This is a genomic window from Pelolinea submarina, assembly GCF_003966975.1.
In the GTDB taxonomy this organism is placed as follows: Bacteria; Chloroflexota; Anaerolineae; order Anaerolineales; family Anaerolineaceae; genus Pelolinea; species Pelolinea submarina.
This window is the reverse complement of sequence record NZ_AP018437.1, coordinates 2,788,340-2,808,551: the sequence shown is the minus strand read 5'-3', so window position 1 is coordinate 2,808,551 and position 20,212 is coordinate 2,788,340. Positions and strand designations below refer to the sequence as shown.

At 51.9% G+C, this 20,212-nt stretch carries 17 protein-coding genes; 8 read left to right on the top strand and 9 right to left on the bottom strand.

What is annotated here, in order from left to right; translation table 11 throughout:
* Positions 1-47 precede the first annotated feature (47 nt).
* Positions 48-1,211 carry a uroporphyrinogen decarboxylase family protein gene (locus tag Pelsub_RS12330; protein ID WP_116223442.1) on the top strand — a complete coding sequence of 388 codons (1,164 nt, stop codon included), beginning with the start codon at positions 48-50 and terminating at the stop codon, positions 1,209-1,211.
* Between the two features lie 108 nt (positions 1,212-1,319).
* On the opposite strand, the gene Pelsub_RS12325 is transcribed toward Pelsub_RS12330, so the two are convergent.
* The 5 genes from Pelsub_RS12325 to trmD form a co-directional block, all read right to left on the bottom strand.
* On the bottom strand, positions 1,320-2,597 hold the full coding sequence (locus Pelsub_RS12325; protein ID WP_116223443.1) for an ABC transporter permease: 1,278 nt from the start codon (positions 2,595-2,597) through the stop codon (positions 1,320-1,322).
* Positions 2,598-2,603: 6 nt separating this feature from the next.
* Complete coding sequence (locus Pelsub_RS12320; protein ID WP_116223444.1) at positions 2,604-3,845, bottom strand: ABC transporter permease; 1,242 nt, start codon at positions 3,843-3,845, stop codon at positions 2,604-2,606.
* A gap of 12 nt (positions 3,846-3,857) precedes the next feature.
* A complete protein-coding gene (locus Pelsub_RS12315) occupies positions 3,858-5,423 on the bottom strand; it encodes an ABC transporter ATP-binding protein (RefSeq protein WP_116223445.1) in 1,566 nt (521 codons plus the stop codon).
* A gap of 129 nt (positions 5,424-5,552) precedes the next feature.
* Entirely contained in the window at positions 5,553-6,665 is a 1,113-nt protein-coding gene (locus Pelsub_RS12310; RefSeq protein WP_116223446.1) for a BMP family lipoprotein, read from the bottom strand.
* A 309-nt stretch (positions 6,666-6,974) separates the two neighbouring features.
* On the bottom strand, positions 6,975-7,736 hold the full coding sequence (trmD, locus tag Pelsub_RS12305) for a tRNA (guanosine(37)-N1)-methyltransferase TrmD (RefSeq protein WP_116223447.1): 762 nt from the start codon (positions 7,734-7,736) through the stop codon (positions 6,975-6,977).
* A 147-nt stretch (positions 7,737-7,883) separates the two neighbouring features.
* On the opposite strand from trmD, the gene Pelsub_RS12300 reads away from it, so the two are divergent.
* The 5 genes from Pelsub_RS12300 (at position 7,884) to Pelsub_RS12280 (ending at position 14,037) form a co-directional block, all read left to right on the top strand.
* Entirely contained in the window at positions 7,884-9,191 is a 1,308-nt protein-coding gene (locus Pelsub_RS12300; protein ID WP_158675108.1) for a tetratricopeptide repeat protein, read from the top strand.
* 8 nt (positions 9,192-9,199) lie between these two features.
* The gene (locus tag Pelsub_RS12295) at positions 9,200-10,525 is read left to right on the top strand and encodes a tetratricopeptide repeat protein (protein WP_116223449.1); all 1,326 of its coding nucleotides are present in this window, start codon (positions 9,200-9,202) and stop codon (positions 10,523-10,525) included.
* 131 nt (positions 10,526-10,656) lie between these two features.
* Positions 10,657-10,953, top strand: coding sequence for a co-chaperone GroES (groES, locus tag Pelsub_RS12290; protein WP_116223450.1), 297 nt, complete (start codon positions 10,657-10,659; stop codon positions 10,951-10,953).
* 37 nt (positions 10,954-10,990) lie between these two features.
* Positions 10,991-12,622 (top strand): chaperonin GroEL, encoded by a 1,632-nt coding sequence (gene groL, locus Pelsub_RS12285; RefSeq protein WP_116223451.1) that lies wholly within the window; start codon positions 10,991-10,993, stop codon positions 12,620-12,622.
* A 470-nt stretch (positions 12,623-13,092) separates the two neighbouring features.
* Positions 13,093-14,037, top strand: coding sequence for a PD40 domain-containing protein (locus Pelsub_RS12280; RefSeq protein WP_116223452.1), 945 nt, complete (start codon positions 13,093-13,095; stop codon positions 14,035-14,037).
* Positions 14,038-14,204: 167 nt separating this feature from the next.
* Here Pelsub_RS12280 and Pelsub_RS12275 read toward each other — a convergent pair whose 3' ends face one another.
* The gene (locus Pelsub_RS12275; RefSeq protein ID WP_116223453.1) at positions 14,205-15,713 is read right to left on the bottom strand and encodes an alpha/beta hydrolase family protein; all 1,509 of its coding nucleotides are present in this window, start codon (positions 15,711-15,713) and stop codon (positions 14,205-14,207) included.
* Between the two features lie 218 nt (positions 15,714-15,931).
* Here Pelsub_RS12275 and Pelsub_RS12270 point away from each other — a divergent pair, with 218 nt between their 5' ends.
* Positions 15,932-16,813 carry a peptidylprolyl isomerase gene (locus Pelsub_RS12270; RefSeq protein WP_126440537.1) on the top strand — a complete coding sequence of 294 codons (882 nt, stop codon included), beginning with the start codon at positions 15,932-15,934 and terminating at the stop codon, positions 16,811-16,813.
* Between the two features lie 17 nt (positions 16,814-16,830).
* Positions 16,831-17,433 carry a KpsF/GutQ family sugar-phosphate isomerase gene (locus Pelsub_RS12265; protein WP_158675107.1) on the top strand — a complete coding sequence of 201 codons (603 nt, stop codon included), beginning with the start codon at positions 16,831-16,833 and terminating at the stop codon, positions 17,431-17,433.
* Positions 17,434-17,637: 204 nt separating this feature from the next.
* Here Pelsub_RS12265 and Pelsub_RS12260 read toward each other — a convergent pair whose 3' ends face one another.
* From Pelsub_RS12260 to Pelsub_RS12250, 3 genes are read right to left on the bottom strand one after another with little or no spacing between them, the layout of a single operon-like run.
* Complete coding sequence (locus Pelsub_RS12260) at positions 17,638-18,855, bottom strand: DUF711 family protein (protein WP_116223456.1); 1,218 nt, start codon at positions 18,853-18,855, stop codon at positions 17,638-17,640.
* Positions 18,852-19,649: a TrmH family RNA methyltransferase gene (locus tag Pelsub_RS12255; RefSeq protein ID WP_116223457.1), complete on the bottom strand. Its 798-nt coding sequence runs from the start codon at positions 19,647-19,649 to the stop codon at positions 18,852-18,854. Before Pelsub_RS12255 ends, Pelsub_RS12260 begins: the two co-directional genes overlap by 4 nt.
* Positions 19,642-20,211 (bottom strand): macro domain-containing protein, encoded by a 570-nt coding sequence (locus Pelsub_RS12250; RefSeq protein WP_116223458.1) that lies wholly within the window; start codon positions 20,209-20,211, stop codon positions 19,642-19,644. The genes Pelsub_RS12255 and Pelsub_RS12250 overlap by 8 nt, the downstream gene beginning before the upstream one ends.
* Between the last annotated feature and the right edge of the window lies 1 nt (position 20,212).

Genomic DNA, 20,212 nt, shown 5'->3' with positions numbered 1-20,212 from the left:
GCTCTCGTGTAAAATAAAATATCGACATTGATTACAGGAGAAGAAATATGGGCATGACTTCACGTGAGCGTGTACAGGCTGTATTGAACCACGAAGTGCCGGACCGGGTGCCGATCATCATCGGCGTCAGCAATGCCACCGGTATCAAAATGAAACCTTATCGGGCGCTGAAAGAGAAACTGGGAATTCAAGCCCCGGACGATTATATATACGATTGGCCCGAACTGGGTTCGGCCAAGGTCGACGAAGAGACCATGCAGCGCCTGCACGGCGATGCGCGCGGCGTGCTGGACCGCTTCCCCAGAGATGTGCAGGAACGTAACCGTACGCGCGACCCGCATGCCCCCTGTATTGACGATTGGGGCATCGGGCAGACCGAAATTGAACCGGGCGTGTGGTTCCCAGGCTACCATCCGCTGGCGGACGCGACCACCTTCGAAGATTTGGAGAATTACCCCAATTGGCCGAAGATGGACGATCCATACCGTGTGGCGCAGGCAGCCGAGGACGCCAAACGGTTGGCTGAAGAAAATGAGTATGCCATCCTGGCAACCCCGTGGCTGATGTTCCCGTTCGAACGCGCTTTTGGCCTGCAGGGCATGGACAAGTTCCTGATGAACATGGCCATGTATCCGGATTTTGCCGAAGCCATGCTGAAGAAGAACCTGGAATTCTGCATGCAGCATATGAGCCATTTCCTGGACGCGGTGGGCGATAACATCGACATGATCAAGATCGGCGACGACCTGGGTTCGCAGGACCGCCTGATGATCTCCCCGCGCATGTACCGCAAGCTGCTGAAACCTATTCACGCGGAACTGATCGCGCTGATCAAAAGCAAAACCAAAGCGAAAGTCTTCTTCCACACGGATGGGGACGTGTTCGACCTGATCGGCGATTTCATCGAGATCGGCGTGGATGTGCTCAATCCCATCCAGACCTCGGCCGGCAAGATGGCGGACCTGGAAGGATTGAAGCGGGAATACGGCAAGGACCTGGTATTCTGCGGCGCGGTAGACACCCAACACATCCTGCCGCACGGCACACCGGAAGAAGTGCGCCAGGAAATGAAACGCGTCATCGATATCCTCGGCCAGGACGGCGGCTATATGGTGGCTTCCGTGCACACCATCATGAACGAGGTGCCGCCGGAAAATATCCTGGCGATGGTGGATGCCACGTTGGAGTTCGGCACGTATCCGTTGAAGTAAGGATTATTAGTCCCCTGAGCTCTGGCGAAGGGGTTTTTAAATTAAAACGGACCGTCCCTTCGACGGAGCTCAGGGAACGGTCCTTTTTTTATTAGTTACTACTATTTACTACAGTGATTCTTTCTCGTACGGCGTGCCTTCCGCGGCGGGGGCGTGGCCCTTGCCGACCAGGCCGGCCAGAACGATCATGGTGACCAGGTAGGGCGTCATACCCAGGAATTCCGAGGGTACGGGCACGTTCAGGATAGACGCGCGCACGGCCAGGGCGTCGAAGAAACCGAACAGGATACTGGCACCGATGGTACCCACCGGATTGTAGTTGCCGAAGATCATGGCGGCTAAACCGATGAATCCGCGACCGGCGGTGAGCAGTTCATCGAAACGGCCGGAGGAACCCAGTGTAAAATAGGTTCCGGCAAAACCGGCCATCATGCCGCCCAAGATCACGGATATATAGCGCGTTTTGATCACATTGATACCTAAGGTGTCGGCGGCTTTGGGATGTTCACCCACCGAGCGCATGCGCAGACCCCAACGCGTGTGGAACAGTGCGATGGATAAAATGATCACCAGAAAAATGGTCAGGAAAATATAGATGTTATGGTTGAATAAGATTGGCCCGATGAAAGGAATTTTGCTTAAAACCGGTACCTCGATTTGAGGAAACATACCCGGTTCATTGAGAAATTGGTAATCTGTTTTCTGAATGAATTTCTGCGATAAAAAGGACGTGAGGCCGGTGGCGAAGATATTGATCACAGTACCAGCGATGACCTGGTTGACCTTATATTTAATAGAAAGGACGCCTAGAATCCAGCCCATCAATGCCCCCGCCAGGATTCCGGAAAGCATGCCAACCCATAAATTGGAGAGGCTGGCGACCACGGTGCTGACGAAGGCGGCTGTCAACATCATGCCTTCGATGGCGATATTGATGATACCGGCGCGCTCGCACAGGATACCGGACAGGCCGCCCAGTGTGAGCGGCACCGCGCGAATGATGGTGATGCGCAGCAAGCCGGCCAGGTTCATGGAACCGCCGGATGCGGCCCACGACAGGAAACTAAAAATAAAGATCACGGCAATCAAAGCCAGAAAGGCATTGGTCAATTTACCAAAGCCGCGCACCAACTGGTAAGCGCCTAAAATCAAACAAACACCGGCCAGGAATGAGAGGTAGCTATTGGTGGGGAAGACCCAATCCGGGTACGAGGAGGACGATCCGCCGGGGGTCATATTAAAAGTGGTCAGCGAATCCGCGCTGTTGCCTTTGGCAAAGACGAAATAAACCAGCAAAGCGATGGCCAGGAAAATTGCGCCCATCACGATGCGCCGGGTTTTCCCAAGATATTTTTCCACGATATTATTCGAATGGTTGTTTTCCATAATTGATTAACCTCCCCATCCGCTTAAAGTAAATTCTTCTTCTTTAATTTTTGATTCCTTCAGGCGGTATATTGTGCGGATAATCGCAGGCGCCGCGATGAATGCCAGTATCAGCGCCTGAAGAATTGAAATAATGTCAATTGGGATGCCGGCTTTCAATTGCATCTGGCGCGCGCCGCTGCGCAGGAACCCAAAGAGCAGCGCTGAAAGCACCACCCCCACGGGGTGATTTTTACCTAATAATGCCAGGGCGATGCTGTCAAAACCATAACCGGAAGAGAACGCAGGCACCAGACGAAAATTGACACCCAGAACTTCATTCGCGCCGGCCAAACCGGCCAGGCCACCGGAGAGCGCCATAGCCAGGATGGTGACCATGATGTTGCTCATACCGGCATAGCGGGCGGCGTTTGAGTTGGCGCCAACGGTGCGCAGCTCAAAGCCCCAGGTGGTCTTGAACAACAGCCAGTAGATGAAGGCTGCTACAGCCAGGGCGATGAAAAAGCCCAGGTGGAAACGAATGGGATCCTGAAAGAAATGATACAACTTGGCTGTATCGGCGATCACGGGTGTTTTGGGTGTATATTCGGTCGGGTCCTTCATGGGCCCACGCAGCATATATTCACTGAACCGGAAGGCGATGTAGTTCATCATAATGGTGTTGATGACCTCCGACGCACCGGTTTTGGCCTTCAACAGGCCGGGGATGAAGCCCCACAGCGCTCCGCCCAGGAAACCGCACAACAGCGCCAGCGGAACGTGGATAATGGCCGGCAGACCGGTGATGGCATATCCGGCCCAGGTGCCGGTCAAAGCGCCGATAAAAATCTGGCCTTCAACGCCGATGTTGAACAAGCCGGCGCGGAAACCAACTGCGACAGCCAGACCGCCAAATATATAAGGCGTGGATTGGACCAGGCTTTCAAAGAACGGGAAGAAAGCGCGGCGGATTTCCAGCGCGTCGCCTCCCGCTAGGGCGATTTTGATCTTACCAAAATCACCCACCGACCCGGTGAACAGGGCCGAATAAGTGGACCAGGCAACCTGCAAGCCGGTTTTAATACCATCCCAAAACGAGACTTTGAAAGCGGCATACATTTCGAGGGAGGTAATGGCTGCGAGCAGGCCGCCCAGGATGATTCCTGTCATGATGGCTAAAAAGGTCACTATCCAGGAACTATGCTGAATTTCTTCCAGGAAAATCTCGAAGGAATTCGGCTTCTTTTGGGGTTTATTTTCTTTTTCCATAGATATATCCCTTTAAGTGAGAACGATCTGTTCTTTCTTGGACTTCGCCCGCGCGTAAGTGTCTTCATCGGGGTGAATACCGGCCATCAACAAGCCCAAAATCTCTTTATTGGCCAAGGAGCCATCGATCGTATCGATGATCTTCCCCCGATACATGACCGCGATACGATCTGAAAGTTGGATGACCTCATCCAGCTCGGTAGAGACCAGCACAATGGCGGTACCCTCATCGCGTTTTTCGATCAGACGTTTGTGGATGTATTCTATCGAACCGACATCGAGGCCGCGGGTGGGCTGCGAAGCAATCAGCAGTTTGATGGGCCGTGAAAATTCGCGCGCCACGATGACTTTCTGCTGGTTGCCGCCCGACAACGCGCTGACCGTGGTGGTGACGCTGGGCGTACGGATGTCGAATTTTTCTACCAGGTTCAAGCTGTTTTCGATGACCTTGTCATGTTGGGCGATCAACCCCTGGGCAAAGGGTGGTTGGTAATAAGTATTCAATACCAGATTATCCGCAACCGGGAAGGAGAGCACCAAACCGTCTTTTTGACGATCCTCCGGAATGTGGGCGGAGCCCAACTCGGTAATCTGGCGGGGAGTAGCATTAGTGGTCTCCTGGCCCAGGATGGATATTTTTCCGTCCACCGGTTTAAGCAGGCCGGTCAAAGCCCGCACCAGTTCTGTCTGGCCGTTGCCCTGCACGCCGGCAACGCCCAAGACTTCTCCGGCTTTAACCTGGAATGAAACGCCATCCACCGCGATCTGGTTTTGCGGGTTGAGGACTTCCAGGTCTTGAACATCCAGGACAACGTCACCGGTTTGCGCTTTCTTTTTCTTGATCTGCAGTTCCACATCCCGGCCGACCATCATGGCGGCCAGTTTCTTGGTGCTGGCATCTTTGGGCAGGGTAGTACCGATGACCTTTCCGCCGCGAATGACGGTGATGCGGTCAGAGCATTCCAGCACTTCGCCCAGTTTATGGGTGATGAAGATGATGGATTTGCCCTGGTCCACCAGGAAACGCATGATCTTGAAGAGTTCTTCAACTTCCTGGGGGGTCAGAACAGCAGTAGGTTCGTCCATAATGAGGACATCGGCATCGCGGAATAATAATTTGATAATTTCAACACGCTGCTGTGTTCCAACGGGCAGATCGCCGACGTAAGCATTCGGGTCTACGTTCAATTTGTATTTCTCGGAGATCTCGCGGACGCGGTTGGCCGCTTTTGCGCGGTCCAAAAAACCACCGGATTTGGTGAATTCTTCCCCCAGCATAACATTCTCGGTGACAGTAAAAACAGGGATCAGCATAAAGTGCTGATGAACCATGCCAATGCCAGCGCGGATGGCATCCGTAGGTTCATTGATCTCTGCTTTTTGTCCGTTTACCAGGATCTCACCTTCATCCTGGTTATACAGACCATAAAGGATGTTCATCAGAGTGGTTTTACCCGCTCCGTTTTCCCCCAGCAGCGCATGAATCTCGCCTTTTTCAAGAGTGAGATTTATGTGGTCATTCGCTAGAACCCCTGGGAATCGTTTGGTAATCCCGCGCAGTTCAAGTATAGGCGCCATAATACCCTCTTGCATTAAATATTAATTGTCTGATAAATTATTTTGAATTTTATCATACGGAAAATCCTGATAAAGAAAGGAGCTAAGAAAATCTTAGCTCCTTTGTGATTCAAAAAAGTTATTTGTAGATTACTCGCGGGTGGGCAGGGTTGCGATTTCGCCCGAGATGATCATGGGTTTCAGGGCTTCAATTTCTGCCTTCAAGTCGTCAGGAACCTGGGAATCCCAAGCCGAGCCATAGACGAGTCCGGTACCGCCATTTTCCAGGGTCAGGACCATGTCCTCACCACCGGTGAAGGTACCATCCAGAACTTTCTGGATGCTGTCGTACACGAAGACGTCGATTTTCTTGGCAGCACTTGCGAGGACGTAATCGGTTTTGTCAGGATTGGCAACTGACCAGTCGCTGTCGACGCCGATCAGCAAACCGCTGTTGCGTTCGGCCATGACAGCCAAGGTGCCAAGGCCAACGGGGCCGGCCACAGGCATAATGATGTCGGCGCCGTCATCCATGAGGGCTTCACCGAAGGCGCGGCCGTCATCCAGACTTTCAAAGTTGCCGGCTTCCAAACCCTTCTGTTCAGCCATGTCCCAACCGAGGACGTCCACGGTCGTGCCCTTGACGCTGTTGTAATACGCAACGCCCATGGCATAGCCATCCATGAAAGCTTGGGTTGAGGGGAAGAGGATACCGACATAGGTACCGACTTTACCGGTCTTGGTCATGGCAGCGGCCAGATAACCGGCCAGGAAAGTGCCCTGATCAATTTCGGTGCTGTTGCCACGAACGTTGGGCAGGTCCATGTTGCCATTGTCGATGATGGCGAATTTCTGATCGGGATTGGCGGTGGCGGCTGCCGCGGTGGCATCGGCCAGTAAGTAACCAACGGAGATGATCAGATCGCAGCCTTCTTCAATGAAAGCATTGATATTAACTTCATAATCGGACGCTTGCTGGGATTCCAGGTATTTGATTTCCACACCGAAATCGGTGGCAGCGTTTTCCATACCGGCCCACGCCAGAGCGTTGAATGATTTGTCGTCGATACCACCGGTGTCGGTGACCTGGCAAATCTTAGCAACGGGAGCGGCTGCTTCCTCTGCCGGAGCGGCAGCTTCTTCCGCTGGTGCTGCTTCTTCAGCTGCCGGGGCGGCAGCTTCAGGGGCTGCGGTTTTTGCGCAGGCGGTGAAAAGCATGGATGAAACAACGATGAGACTTAAAACAAGTAGAACCTTTTTCATTTTTCTCCTCCAAAAATTTTATGGCGATCTGCCATACTGAATCAATTTAGTATATTGGGTTTAAATCTATTTATCAAGTAAATTTTTAAACTTTAAGAGAAAAGATAACAAAATAATGAGATATATCACCTCCTTAATCAATAAAACATTAATCTTGTTTCTTTCATTATATAACAATGAAAATGTGTAGAATATTCGATATAAGGCTAAGGCGAATTTTTAAGAAGACAACGATTGTCTGCCTGGATTCAACTGCATGACCGGCTCCGGGTAATTTCTTCCTGGAAACTCCAAAATTATTAAAAAAGGTTATTCCAGGATTCCCTTCGGAATTTTCAGATTGTTCTCTGATGCCAGTTCCTTTAAAATATCAATGTCCTGTTGGCTTAATTGCGCTGAAAGGAGCAGATCCGGCCTTTTTTGCAATGTACGCAGCAGGGACTGGCGCCGGCGCCAGAGGGCAATGGCTTGATGATTTCCGGAAAGCAGTTCATCCGGGACGGTCCAGTCCCGGAAAGCAGCCGGGCGGGTGTAGTGCGGGTATTCCAACAATCCATTGGCGAAAGAATCATCGAAAGCGCCGTCGGGGTCGCCCAATGCGCCGGGCAGCAGGCGGGTCACAGCCTCCAGCAGAACCAGGGCGGGCAGCTCACCGCCGCTGAGGACGTAATCGCCCATGGAGATTTCATCGGTCACCAGGAAGCGCCGCACGCGTTCATCCACGCCTTCGTAACGGCCGCACAGGATCATCAGGCGTGGTTCGCGGCTGAACTGTTCGGCAAGCGAATGGGTAAGCTGGCGTCCCTGGGGGGTCATCAGCACCACCGGGCAATCCGGTTTACCCTGCGCGACGCTTTCCACCGCATTGAAAATCGGATCGGGTTTCATCACCATGCCGCCGCCTCCGCCGAAAGGCGTATCGTCGGTGGTGTGGTGTTTGTCAGTGCTCCAATCGCGAATGTTATGGATATTGATTTCGACAATTTGGCCGGCGCAGGCGCGCTGTAAAATGCTGGTGTTAATATATGGATAGAAGACATCCGGGAAGAGTGTGAAAATATCAAATCGCATATTTTGATTCTATCTTAACTGACAGCCGGCGCAAATAAAAAAGGCTGCTTGCATTTATGAACTTTCCCTGGTATAAAAGCCTGCTTGACCAATTTTCCACGCAAATGATAAGATAAACCCATGCAAATCAAAGGCAGACAGTGGAATATGCGCCAACAGCAACGGCGCAATAATCCATTCAAACTAATTCTCCTCCTAGCTATCGTCGGTTTTCTGGTATACGTTAACCTTACCGTGGAACCGCTTTCCTCAACCCTATTTTTAGCTTCGCCCACGCCGACCATTTCAGCAGAGACCTACCTGGCGCAGGCAGAGAACCTGGCCAGTGAAGGAAAATATACCCAGGCGCTGGCTGAATACCAGAAGGCTATCATGGCCGATCCCCAGGATCCGTCCCTCTATCTGGCGGCTGCCAAGCTGAATATTTACGCAGGGGATTACGAACAAGCGATTGAAAATGCCAGCAATGCGGTATTGTTAAATCCGTCCAGCAGTATGGGTGAAGCTCTGCAAGGCTTTGCGCAGGGGCTGCAGGGAGATTATCTGGATGCGGAAAGCAGCTTGAACCGTGCTATTGAATTAGATTCGGGCAACGCGACCGCTTACGCGTACCTTTCCATTGTTTTATCGCAGAAAGTGGTTAACGGTAACGAGGTGTTGGGCGACCTGGATCAGGCCATCGAAGCTTCCCGCAATGCGCAGTCCATCGCGCCGGATGCCCTGGAAACACACTGGGCGCGCGGCAATGTGCTGGAAATCACCTCCAACTACGAAGACGCAGTAGCGGAGCTTGAACAGGCTGTGGCATTAAATGAGAATATTTCCGAATTGCACATTGCCCTGGGCCGCAACTATCGTTACCTGGATGAAAACGATAAAGCAGTTGAAGAATACACGCGCGCTAACGCACTGAACCCCTCCGATTCCTACCCTGAGACGTTGATCGCGCGCACATACGCCAATATCGGCGAATACGGCAAAGCCATTCAATACGCCCAACAGGCTGTGGATGATGACCCGGAAGATCCGTATATGTACGGCAACCTGGGAACCATGTATAAGAAAAATTACCAATTTCCTGAGGCAATACTAATGCTGAAATTAGCCATTCGCGGCGGTGTGACCCAGGATGGCTTTGTGGTGGAAGGGCTGCCGCTATCCAACAGCACCCGCATAGTGGAGTATTATTACAGTTACGGTTTAGCGCTGATGGAGCTGGGTTACTGCAGCGATGCGGTGGATATTGCCCAATCCATTCTGCAGAGCATTAATGACGATGAAATTGCCACGTATAATGCGAATTACATTATTGAGAATTGTTATCAGAAGATGAATGATTTGCAGTTGCTTAAACTGCCTACCCCGACGATGATCCCGACCTGGACACCCCAACCTTCACCGACACCCACCCTGGCACCGACCGCGGAGATTACAGCAACTGCGCAACCATATTGATTGCGGTTATGTATATTCCTGAGAAAAAACCACTATTTCGTAAACCGTCGCGCGAGAGTAATCCTTACCGTATCGCGGTGATGCTGGGTATTTTAATGATGATGCTGCTGGTGCTGCGGAATCTGAATTCCGGGAAAATGACACCATTGTTCCTGCCAACAGCCACGCCCACCCGTACGGTCGATTCCTTTGCGCAGGAAGGGGAAACCTACTTTGTGGCAGGCGACCTGGAAAAGGCCATGGAAGCCTACAAGCAGGCGGTTGCGCTGGATCCCACGAACGTCGAGCTGCGGGATGAACTGGCGCGCATTCAGGTGTATTCCACGACGCTATTAACGATTGACGCCGAAAAGATTAAACGGTTCAACGAAGCGCTGGCGACTATCAACGAAGCCATTGCGATTGCGCCGGAAAACAGCAACGCGCACGCCATCAAAGCTTTCGCGCTGGATTGGATGTCGGACCCAAACATTGCGGCAGGCGACCGTGATTCCCTGCTGACGGAAGCCGAGCAGGAAGCCGTGCAGGCGCTGCAGCTGGACAGCACCAACACGCTGGCACTGGCGTACTACGCCGAAATCCTGGTAGATGAACAGAAATGGGTACAGGCCCAATCCAACATCAGTGAAGCGGTTGACCGCGATCCGGAATCCATGGATGTGCGCCGCATCAACGGTTATATGCTGGAATCCATCGGCAATTACAGCCAGGCAATCAGCGAATATCAGGAAGCCATCAGGATTAACCCCAACCTGACGTTTATATACCTGCGTATCGGCGCGAATTACCGCACGCTTCAAAACTACGATATGGCGCTGGAGTATTTTGATAAGGCAGCCACGATAAATAACCAGTTAGGGGTGCAGGATTCGGTTCCGTATTTCTCCATTGCAACCACCTATACCCAGATGGGTGAGTTTTTGGTGGCGAGCACCAACGCGCTCAAGGGGTTGAATTTCGACCCCGGCAACGCGGATATGTACGGCCGCTTGGGGATTGTCTATCATAAATCGCGCAACTATGAGGGAGCCATTCCGGCATTCAAATGTGCTCTGGAAGGCTGTAATGCGGAAGAAAGCTGCGAGGTCCGGCAGTGTGATTCCGAAACGGATGAGATGATAGCAGTGGAAGGACTGCCGCTCAGCAACAGCACGGTGGATTATTACTTGACTTATGGTTCCGTGCTGGCCGGTATGCATCGCACGGTTAATGGGTATTGCGAAGACGCCATGCGTGTCCTGAAGATGGTGCGCGAGGCTTACGGCAACGATGCTATTGTCATGTCTACATTAAATGAGAGTGTGGCTATCTGTAACAACTACGGATATCGCTAATTTTGTTAAAAATTTATTAGATTCTTGATTAATTCCTTGACTTGATATCAAAAGAAGATTAATATTCAATTAGTTAGCACTCAATATGAATGAGTGCTAAAATACTGAAACTTTATATTATGGAGGATTCTATGGCTCTAAATCTTAAACCTTTAGGCAGCCGCTTGGTAGTAGAACCAATCGAACAGGAAGACGTAACAGCTTCCGGTATTGTTCTGCCGGAAACGGCTAAAGAAAAACCCCAAAAGGGTAAAGTTCTTTCCGCCGGACCTGGCGACCGCGATGATGCAGGCAAGCGTATTCCGTTGGATGTGAAAGTTGGCGACACTGTTTTGTTTGCCAAATATTCCGGTACGGAAATCAAGATGGATCAAAAGAAAATGCTGATCCTGAAGGAAAGCGACGTACTGGCGATTGTTGAAGGTTAGTTAAAAGATACTGAGGATTAATCAGAAGGAGTTTTTTATGGCAGCTAAACAGTTAGTATTTGGCGAAGAAGCACGCAGGAAACTGCGAAATGGTATTGACATTGTGGCTGAAGCTGTGGCCACTACCCTCGGCCCTAAAGGGCGCAACGTTGCCCTCGACCGCAAATTTGGTTCCCCCACCATCACGCACGATGGCGTTACCGTAGCAAAAGAAATTGAATTGGAAGATCCCTTTGAAAATATGGGCGCCCAGCTCTTGAAAGAAGCCGCTACCAAGACCAACGACATCGCCGGTGACGGCACCACCACCTCCACAGTTTTGGCACATGCCATGGTTACCGAAGGCTTGAAGACTCTGGCCGCCGGCGCCAACCCCATGATGCTGAAGCGCGGTATCGAAGCCGCCTCAAAGGCAGTGGCCGACGCGATCAAAGAACAAGCCATTGAAATTTCAACCAAGGAAGAAATTGCCAATGTTGCTACCATTTCCGCTCAGGACCGCCAGATTGGCGATTTGATTGCGGATGTGATGGACAAAGTTGGCAAAGACGGCGTTATCACCGTTGAAGAATCCAAAGGTTTGGAATTCGAGCAGGAATACGTGGAAGGTATGCAGTTCGACCGCGGTTACATTTCCTCCTATTTCATCACCGATTCCGATCACATGGAAGCGGTAATCGAAGAACCCTATATCCTGATCTATGACAAGAAGATCTCCGCTGCTCAGGACCTGCTGCCCCTATTGGAAAAGATGGTGCAGGTTGGCAAACGCGATCTGGTCATTTTGGCCGAAGATGTTGACGGTGAAGCCCTGGCGACCATGGTATTGAACAAACTGCGCGGCACTTTGAACGTTCTAGCGATCAAGGCCCCCGGTTTCGGCGACCGCCGCAAAGCCATGATGCAGGATATTGCCACCCTGACCGGCGCCACCCTTATTTCCGAGGAAACCGGCCGCAAGCTGGACACCGCTGTAGTAGCCGACCTGGGTCGTGCTGAAAAGGTCGTTGCCGACAAAGACAACACCACCATCATCGGCGGCAAAGGCGATTCCAAGGCTATCAAGGCCCGCATCGAGCAGATCCGCGTGGAAATCGACAAGACCACCAGCGACTACGATCGTGAAAAATTGCAGGAACGTCTGGCGAAACTGTCCGGCGGCGTGGCCATCATTCGTGTTGGCGCAGCTACCGAGACTGAATTGAAAGAAAAGAAACATCGTGTGGAAGATGCCCTTTCCGCTACCCGCGCGGCAGTTGAAGAAGGTATCGTCCCCGGCGGCGGCGTTGCATTACTGAACGCAGTTGCTTCACTGGATGCCCTCAAGCTGGAAGGCGACGACGCCAAGACCGGTGTCAACATCGTCCGCAGAGCTTTGGAAGCCCCCATGCGCCGCATTGCTGAAAATGCCGGCCACGAAGGTTCCGTTGTGGTTGAGAACATCCGCCAGGCTCAAGCCAAGGAAAAGAGCAACAAGTTTGGTTTCAATGTTCTGGATGAGAAATACACCGATATGGTCAAAGCCGGTGTGATTGATCCCGCTAAGGTGACCCGCGGCGCGTTGGAGAATGCTACTTCCATCGCAGCCATGATCCTGACCACCGAAGCGTTGATCACGGATGTGCCCGAACCGGACAAACCGGCCGCACCTCCGATGCCGGAATACTAAACCGACAACGATTTGCAGTACAGACAGGCCGTTTTTTCATGGCCTGTCTTTTTTTTAACCACAGATGAACATGGATAAAAGCAAAAACGATTCATGAACTGATTTACACAGATAAAAACCGAATAGGTGGTGTTTATCATTTTGTTATCTAACAGGGTGATACCGAATTCCAGCCGAGATTCCTCCACGTCTTACCGCACCGTTTTACGGCATGAAGCCGCAACGGCGCGGCATCTTCGCCTGCTACTCCTGTAGCAGGCTACGACGGAATGACACTGAATGGCTGAATCGTCATCCTGAGCGGCCGCAGGCCGCGTGAGGATCTCGGCTGGAATTGCATATGCTTTTGACACTAAAAAGTGATCGCGCACAAATTATCTTTGGACTTTCAAGCGGGTATAATAGCGTTGATAAAAAAGGGGTGTAGCAATCCAGAACTAACCAGTCAATTGTGATGGAGGCGTGTATCCATGAAGAAGCTAATGATAATTTCGCTTGCGTTCGTGCTGCTGATTCTTTCAACCAATTGTGACTCGCTTGCCCAAAGCAGCGGACCTTGTACGCGTATTGCTTATACCTTTTACTCCGCCAATGCCGGGAACAATGGAGACGTCTACTCTGTTTGCGCGGACGGCAGCGATGTCACCCGTTTAACGGACGACCCGGCTTATGATGGCGCGCCAGCCTGGTCGCCGGATGGTACGCAGCTTGCCTTTGTCTCCGACCGCTCCGGAGAGGCGCAGGTTTACCGTATGGACGCGGACGGCGGCAATGTGCGCCAGCTCACAACCGATTTGCAGAACGATCAACCGATCTGGCTGCCGGATGGGCAGCAGATTGCCGTTCGCACCACGGACGGGCAGGGATTGTGGTGGTGGCGGGTGGTTGACCTGAACACAAATAAGATGGACGATTTAACGGAAGCCAGTTTTGACTTCTTCTTTCAAAAGCAGGCCTGGTCACCGGACGGCACGCAGATCGCAACCATGTCCCTGAAAGAACAACAGGGGCGCAATGACGGCTCCAGCCAGATTTACGTCAAGGCGATCGACGGCAGTAACGAGCGGGCGTTGACCGATAATATCTGGGCCAACATCAATCCGATCTGGTCACCGGATGGGAAGCAGTTGGCTTTCCTGTCCGAAATGCACGGGGAGTACAACGTCTTCGCGCTGTACGTGATGGATGCGGAGGGCGGGAAAGCGCGCCAGATCAGCGATGCGAAGTTCACAGAGAGCGCGCTCTTTTCCTGGTCGCCAGACGGGAAGCAGATCGCGATTGGGGATATTTTCCTGGGGCATATCCTCCTGATCGATGCAACTTCCGGCAGGAGCAGGGAGTTGGTGCCGGTTGCGGAGGGGGAAACCATAATGGAACCTGCCTGGCAGCCACAGCACACGGACCTAAAGAAATAATCGATTCCTAAGAACCGGAAGACCAACACAAAAATCAGGTACGAAGATAAAGACTTTATGAAGACTGGCTATGGGCGGCAGCCAGTCTTCTAACTTGTTTTAATTAGTCGATATTTGGTCAGGTTTGATTACTTGCTCGATGTGAATAAATCACTTTTTCTTTGAATCTAGCTACCAGGATTTACCGAAATTATTGAAACATCCGGAAACTGTTCAGAAGCATCAGTCAAAAAATCCACATCCATTCCCTTGAGGTATTTATTAAAGAATTCCAGGATGAAGGCTTTATTAATTTCCGTCATCCTGATCGGATCCATTGATCCCCAATAATCAAAGCGTTGGTAAATCCTGAAAAATAAAGGGAAATCCCAGAAGTTCGTGTGCTGGGTATTCTCAACTGCCAGGCGATATGAGGGCCCTGTAGTTTTTTCGAAGATCAATTGGCCCACGATATCTTCCAATTCGTCTTCATCGCCGCTTTGAATCAACATGAAAGGCTGCGAGATTGTTTTTTCCGAAGCGAATTGTTCACCATAAGGCCAACCGTCGATATCGATCCCCGCTTTAAAACGGTCATCCGCCAGGCTTGCTTCAATCGCTGTTGCACCTCCAAAAGACCAGCCCATGATCCCGACCCGATCCAAATTAAGCTTTGAATCGAAAATTCCACCAGTCTGATTTAAAATTTCTAATTGATCCAGTACAAATATGGCATCCTGCACCCTTGTTTCAATCAGGTTATTTGATTCTTCATCAACTACCAGAATTTCCTTGACCAATTCTATCTTTACATTAATATCATCGGTCTGGGTTATTTCGGCATACAGGTTTTCTTCGATATCTGAATGGGTGTCAAACAGTTCGGATATGTAGGCATAATCGCCCGGGACAAACTCACCGTCCGGGTATAAAGAACCGATTGTCTCAATAGAATGGGAAATGCTGGCTACGATATATCCATTGCTGGCAAGCTCTTCGAATAACATGGTATTTTCAGTATTATGCCCGTAAAAGGAGTGGGAGTAGATAATTACCGGGTAGGAATTTTCCGCGGAAGATACGGCCGCATCGCAATGACTGTTTGTCTTAACAATGGACAGGTGGCTGTACCAAAAACTTCCCATGTCCGCATTGATCGAATATGCCTTTCCGATTATGCCTTTTTTATCCCAGTATGTGCAGACCGGTGTTTCTTTGTCAGTTTGAGCCGGATACCAGATCGTAACAAGCAAATTGCGATGATCGTCGGTTTCAGCGGTATAGATCTCCTGCCGCGCTGAATCGATCATTCGGAGACTGGTTTTACCTACACCATAGGGCCCTCCAGGATCCGGCAAATCTACAACGGGCAAGAGAACTGGGAAAATGAAGGAGATCAACAAGAGTAAGAAAGCAAGTGTAATCAGGGTGTTTCTTACAAATTTATGGGAAATTAGATACTCTTTTCCTCCTCGCCGCATGATTTGGAATATGTCAACGGTGATCAATCCCCCGATAAAAATAAATATCGGGACCATTTGCCAGCGATAACCCTCAACAAGGAGTTGAATGGGTATTAAGGCCCCAGCCAGGAACGGTAGATAGTAAACAAAAGTATTCTTTTTAAATTTAGGGTGGCATTTTAATATCAGCGTCAAGGATGTAATCCCGAATATTACAATTTCGATTAGTCTCATTCTTCCTGCTTTCCGATAATTTTTTGATATTACAGATCATTACCGAATTGGATATTCGATTCCAAAAGTTGATTGTTTTCTACCCTTTTTGGTTCGGAAATTATATCTGAACTAATTTTTATTCGGAGGCTTATCTTGAATGACCAGTAATTATTCATTTCCACATCAGGCAAATAACTTTGGTACCTCACAACCTGGAATCAGTTATAATCACCCCCGTGAATAAGCAAACAAAGAAACTCTTCATCTATATCCTGCTGGGTGTTCTGACCGTCGCTGCCGCGGCTTGCGGCGCGAAGGAACCTGAAGCGACGCCCACACCTACATTGGAACCCACCCCCACCGAGCTGCCCATGGCGGCGCGCGTGAATGGAATGGGAATTCTACTTTCGGAGTACCAATCGGAATTGCAGCGCTACCAGGCTGGTATCCAGGAGGCCGGTGAGACCTATGACGAAGCAGCCGCTTCGCAGGCTGTCATGGATGAACTGGTCAGCCAAGCTTTACTGGCGGAAGCGGCTCAACAACAAGGATATAGTGTGGACGACACAGCTCTGCAGACCCGTCTGGACACGCTGACGCAGGAAATCGGCGGCAGCGATAAAATGCAGGGTTGGCTGAGCACGAATTTTTATACAGATGAAACCTTCCGCGCGGCGCTGAAACGCGACATGCAGGCGACCTGGATGAAACAGCAGATTCTGGCGGAAGCAGGCACGACCGCCGAGCAGGTGCACGCACGACAGATCCTATTGACCAGCCAGGAAGAAGCGGACGCGGTCATGGCTCAACTGGCAGCCGGCACAAGCTTTGACGACCTGGCATACCAATATGATGAATTAACAGGCGGAGAGCTGGGCTGGTTCCCGCGCGGTTATTTACTGCAGCCCGCAATCGAGGACGCGGCTTTCAGCCTGGAACCCGGCAGTTACAGCGGCATTATCAACACGTCATACGGCTATCAAATCATTGAAGTGATTGAAAAAGATGCCCAACACGCGTTGTCACCGGATGCCCTGCAGTTTATCCAGCGCAAGGCACTGAACAATTGGCTGGAACAGCAGCGCGGCCAGGCCAGTATCGAAATACTGGTACCCTAAACAGAGGGAAGATACCCGTGAATCAAAATTACTTAACGGTAGGCAAGCAAGTTTTGGATGACGAGATCCGGGACTTGCAGACTCTTTCTGCGCACCTAAACGACTCATTTAATCGAGCCTGCCGGCTGATTGATACCTGTCAGGGGCGGGTGATCTTCATCGGCATCGGCCATTCCGGGCACGTGGCGGCAAAATCAGCCTCCAGCTTCAACAGCCTGGGTCTCCATGCCTTTTTCCTGCACGCTGCCGAGGCGGTACACGGCGAATTAGGCGCGGTGACCGGCCAGGATGTGTGCGTGCTGATCTCCAACAGCGGTGAAACTGATGAGCTGCTGGCGCTGCTGCCGCGCATTCGCAGCGTAGGCGCCAAGCGCATTGCGGTGGTGGGCAAGCCGAATTCCAGTCTGGGCAAAGGCTGCGATGTGACGCTATCCACCGAATTTCAACAGGAAGCCGGCCCGCTCAAATTCGCCGGTTCCAGCAGTGCGCTGCTGGCGATGGCGCTGTGCGACGCGCTGGCTATGGCGGTGGCGCAGGCGCGCGGCTTAACCGCGGAAGGATATTCTCAGCATCACCCCGGCGGGGCGGTGGGGAAACAGCTGCGTAAAGACCTGGCTTAATAAAACTTCAATTTGAAGAAATAAATTGTTGATGATTCAGTAGGTCACACATTCGCCTGCCCCCTCGGGGGGTGTGTGACATTGCGATAAGACAAAATATGTCAGGCATACCCAGTAGGGCACAGGTGAATGCTTTACCTACAAATTGGTAAATAAAAAAGACTGCCGATGATCCGGCAGTCTTTTTATCAGCTCATATAATGCTTAATTCAAACGCACGCGCTTCTGAATATCCAACCACTCGGAGGAAGACAGTACACCGCTCAAAGCGGCAGCGGGATAATCCATGATGCGCCCATTTTTGAACATATCGAACGTAAAGGCGGTCTGATCGCCGCTTTTCAACCCGGGCACCGGCATCAAGCGGGCAGTCAGGGGTTTGTTCAGGCGGAGCGATAAGGCACTGATGTCGAACAGCAGCGGCACAATACTCTCCACGGCAATATCTCCGGGCAGCGGCACGGTGTCCAGACCGGTGCCGCACACAGCCGAGTAGAGCAGCAGGTCTTTGATGGTGAAATGATCGTTCTGACTGCGGTCGGCCAGGATGCTGTCTTCCAGCACCGGCAGCATTAGTCCGTTATAACCGGTGCGCAGCCAGGTGCCCTGATCGAGGGCGTTGGTCAGAATTGCCGCGGCGGTGAGCGAACCCATGTAGCCAATGGAAGGCACACCCAGTTTTTCAAAGGCTTTACCCAACGAGCACCATTCTTCCGGATAGGGCGCCAGGGAGAAATCGAAGCCCTTGAAGGGCACACCGAATTTCTTCACGGCGGCTCTGGCAACCGGAACAAGCGCGCGCGTGGCAGCGTCAATGGCGGCTACCAGGCGGCGGCTGCCTTGATCGGCATCCGCTGCGCCCTCGAAAGCTTCCAGGGCGGCGTCGGCGCTTTGAATGGCCAGCGCGAAGGCCGGCTCGCTGCCATAGCTGTAAGAACCGGGGAAGAAGGGGGTGAAGGGGTGCACGTGGCTCATGGCGCAGAAGCGCAGGTTGGCAAAGCCATCCGCGCTCAATTTGGCGCTGTCCGATATCACCTTTGCGCAGGCTTTAACCGCCGCAGCGGAGATGCCGCGATTGTGATGGGTCATCATGGCGCTGCAGAAAACGTTTTCGGTCGCTCCCAGGATTTGGGGAATGAGGGCGTAATCGTCCAGGTTGCTGATTCGCGCCGGGCCTATGGATAAATACCCAAAGCCGTTCGCGAGTGTTTGTTTTTCCAATTCCTGAACGACCGGCACAGCATCCTCACTGGTCGTGTAGCCGCCGAAGGATGTGGTGGACAACCGCGCGGATTGGACTTCCCAACCGAGCCGCTCAAATTCTTCTTTACAAAAGGCTTTCAACTGGGTCAGGGTGTCGAGGTCGCTTTTAAAGGTTTCAACGGTCGGATTACAAAAACAGGTGATTGAACGTATTTTCATATAAGATTCCTTTGGCGATAGACCTCGTACATCAGGATACTGGCTGCCATGGCGGCATTCAAGGATTCATTGTTGGCTTGCATCGGGATTAGGACATTCCTATCGACGATAGCTCTGATGTCGGACTTAGCGCCGAATGCCTCACCGCCAATTATAAGACAAAGCGGCCGGGTCAGGTCAGTCTGCCAGCAGTTTTCGTTTGATTGTGAATCGGCTAATAAGATTTCCAGTCCCTGCGACTCATCCGCATGGCAAAACGTCTCGATTTCCGCTGCGCCGCGCGTTTCCAGACGCAGCTTGAAGTGCGCACCCATGGCGGCACGCAGCACTTTGGGGCTGTAGGGATCCACGCTGCCGGGGGTCAGCAGTACTGTGCGGAAACCGAAGGCGCAGGCTCCGCGCAGGATGGTGCCCAGGTTGCCGGGGTCGCGCATCTGGTCCAGCACCAGCACCGGATCGCTGAAAGGATCCGCTGAACTGGCGGTTTTTTCCATGACCATCAAGAGCCCCTGCGAGGTGGTTGTGTCCGAGACGCGATCCAATAAATCCGCATCCACTTCCTCGACACGGGTATGGTCGGGATTGATTTCCTTCAGGAGCTGGCGGCCGCGCTCCGATATGCGGTCGCTGTAAAGCAGCAGACTGGGGCTGCGATGCGCTGCCAAAGCTTCCTCGGCCAGGCGCACCCCTTCCACCACAAATACATTTTCCTCATCGCGCTTCTTACGCTGCGCCAGCAGTTCGCGGACGCGCTGCACGGTTGGGTTTTTACTGGAGGTGATGATCTCAGTCAAGGTGAAATTCCTCTTTAAACGCCTGACAAAAAGTAGTCAGGGTGGGGGTGTCGTATAACACCAACATGACCTGCCGCAGTGTTCCGTGCGGCTGATCCTCAAAATATTCCGGGATCGTCTGCATGAATATGGAAGCGGCTAATTCTTTGGGAAAGCCGAAGATGCCGGTGGAAATGGCGGGAAAGGCAATGGACGCCAATTTCAGTTCATCGGCCAAGGCCAGGCTGCCGAGTATGGCGGCTGCCAGTTTTTCTTCCTCCTGGCCGCTGCCCCAGACCGGACCGACGGCGTGGATGACGTATTTACAGGGCATGTTCCCGCCGGAGGTGTAAGCCGGTTTGGCGTGACTGACCGGGCCGTGGCTGCGCACCCATGCGCTGCTTTCCTGTTGGATGGCAGGGCCGCCCGCGCGGGAGATGGCCGCGGCCACTCCGCCGCCGTGCGCCAGGTGGGCGTTGGCCGCGTTGACAATCGCGTCCACTTTCATGGCAGTGAGATCCCCCTGACAAATTTCCAGGGTTTGGCCGCTGGGTAATTTTTGCTGCAGAATGGTTTTGTACATA

Bases quoted from the DNA above. Each gene is read 5' to 3' on its own strand.
- Pelsub_RS12330 (WP_116223442.1), top strand. From the start codon at position 48: ATGGGCATGACTTCACGTGAGCGTGTACAGGCTGTATTGAACCACGAA.
- Pelsub_RS12325 (WP_116223443.1), bottom strand. From the start codon at position 2,597: ATGGAAAACAACCATTCGAATAATATCGTGGAAAAATATCTTGGGAAA.
- Pelsub_RS12320 (WP_116223444.1), bottom strand. From the start codon at position 3,845: ATGGAAAAAGAAAATAAACCCCAAAAGAAGCCGAATTCCTTCGAGATT.
- Pelsub_RS12315 (WP_116223445.1), bottom strand. From the start codon at position 5,423: ATGGCGCCTATACTTGAACTGCGCGGGATTACCAAACGATTCCCAGGG.
- Pelsub_RS12310 (WP_116223446.1), bottom strand. From the start codon at position 6,665: ATGAAAAAGGTTCTACTTGTTTTAAGTCTCATCGTTGTTTCATCCATG.
- trmD (WP_116223447.1), bottom strand. From the start codon at position 7,736: ATGCGATTTGATATTTTCACACTCTTCCCGGATGTCTTCTATCCATAT.
- Pelsub_RS12300 (WP_158675108.1), top strand. From the start codon at position 7,884: ATGCGCCAACAGCAACGGCGCAATAATCCATTCAAACTAATTCTCCTC.
- Pelsub_RS12295 (WP_116223449.1), top strand. From the start codon at position 9,200: ATGTATATTCCTGAGAAAAAACCACTATTTCGTAAACCGTCGCGCGAG.
- groES (WP_116223450.1), top strand. From the start codon at position 10,657: ATGGCTCTAAATCTTAAACCTTTAGGCAGCCGCTTGGTAGTAGAACCA.
- groL (WP_116223451.1), top strand. From the start codon at position 10,991: ATGGCAGCTAAACAGTTAGTATTTGGCGAAGAAGCACGCAGGAAACTG.
- Pelsub_RS12280 (WP_116223452.1), top strand. From the start codon at position 13,093: ATGAAGAAGCTAATGATAATTTCGCTTGCGTTCGTGCTGCTGATTCTT.
- Pelsub_RS12275 (WP_116223453.1), bottom strand. From the start codon at position 15,713: ATGAGACTAATCGAAATTGTAATATTCGGGATTACATCCTTGACGCTG.
- Pelsub_RS12260 (WP_116223456.1), bottom strand. From the start codon at position 18,855: ATGAAAATACGTTCAATCACCTGTTTTTGTAATCCGACCGTTGAAACC.
- Pelsub_RS12250 (WP_116223458.1), bottom strand. From the start codon at position 20,211: ATGTACAAAACCATTCTGCAGCAAAAATTACCCAGCGGCCAAACCCTG.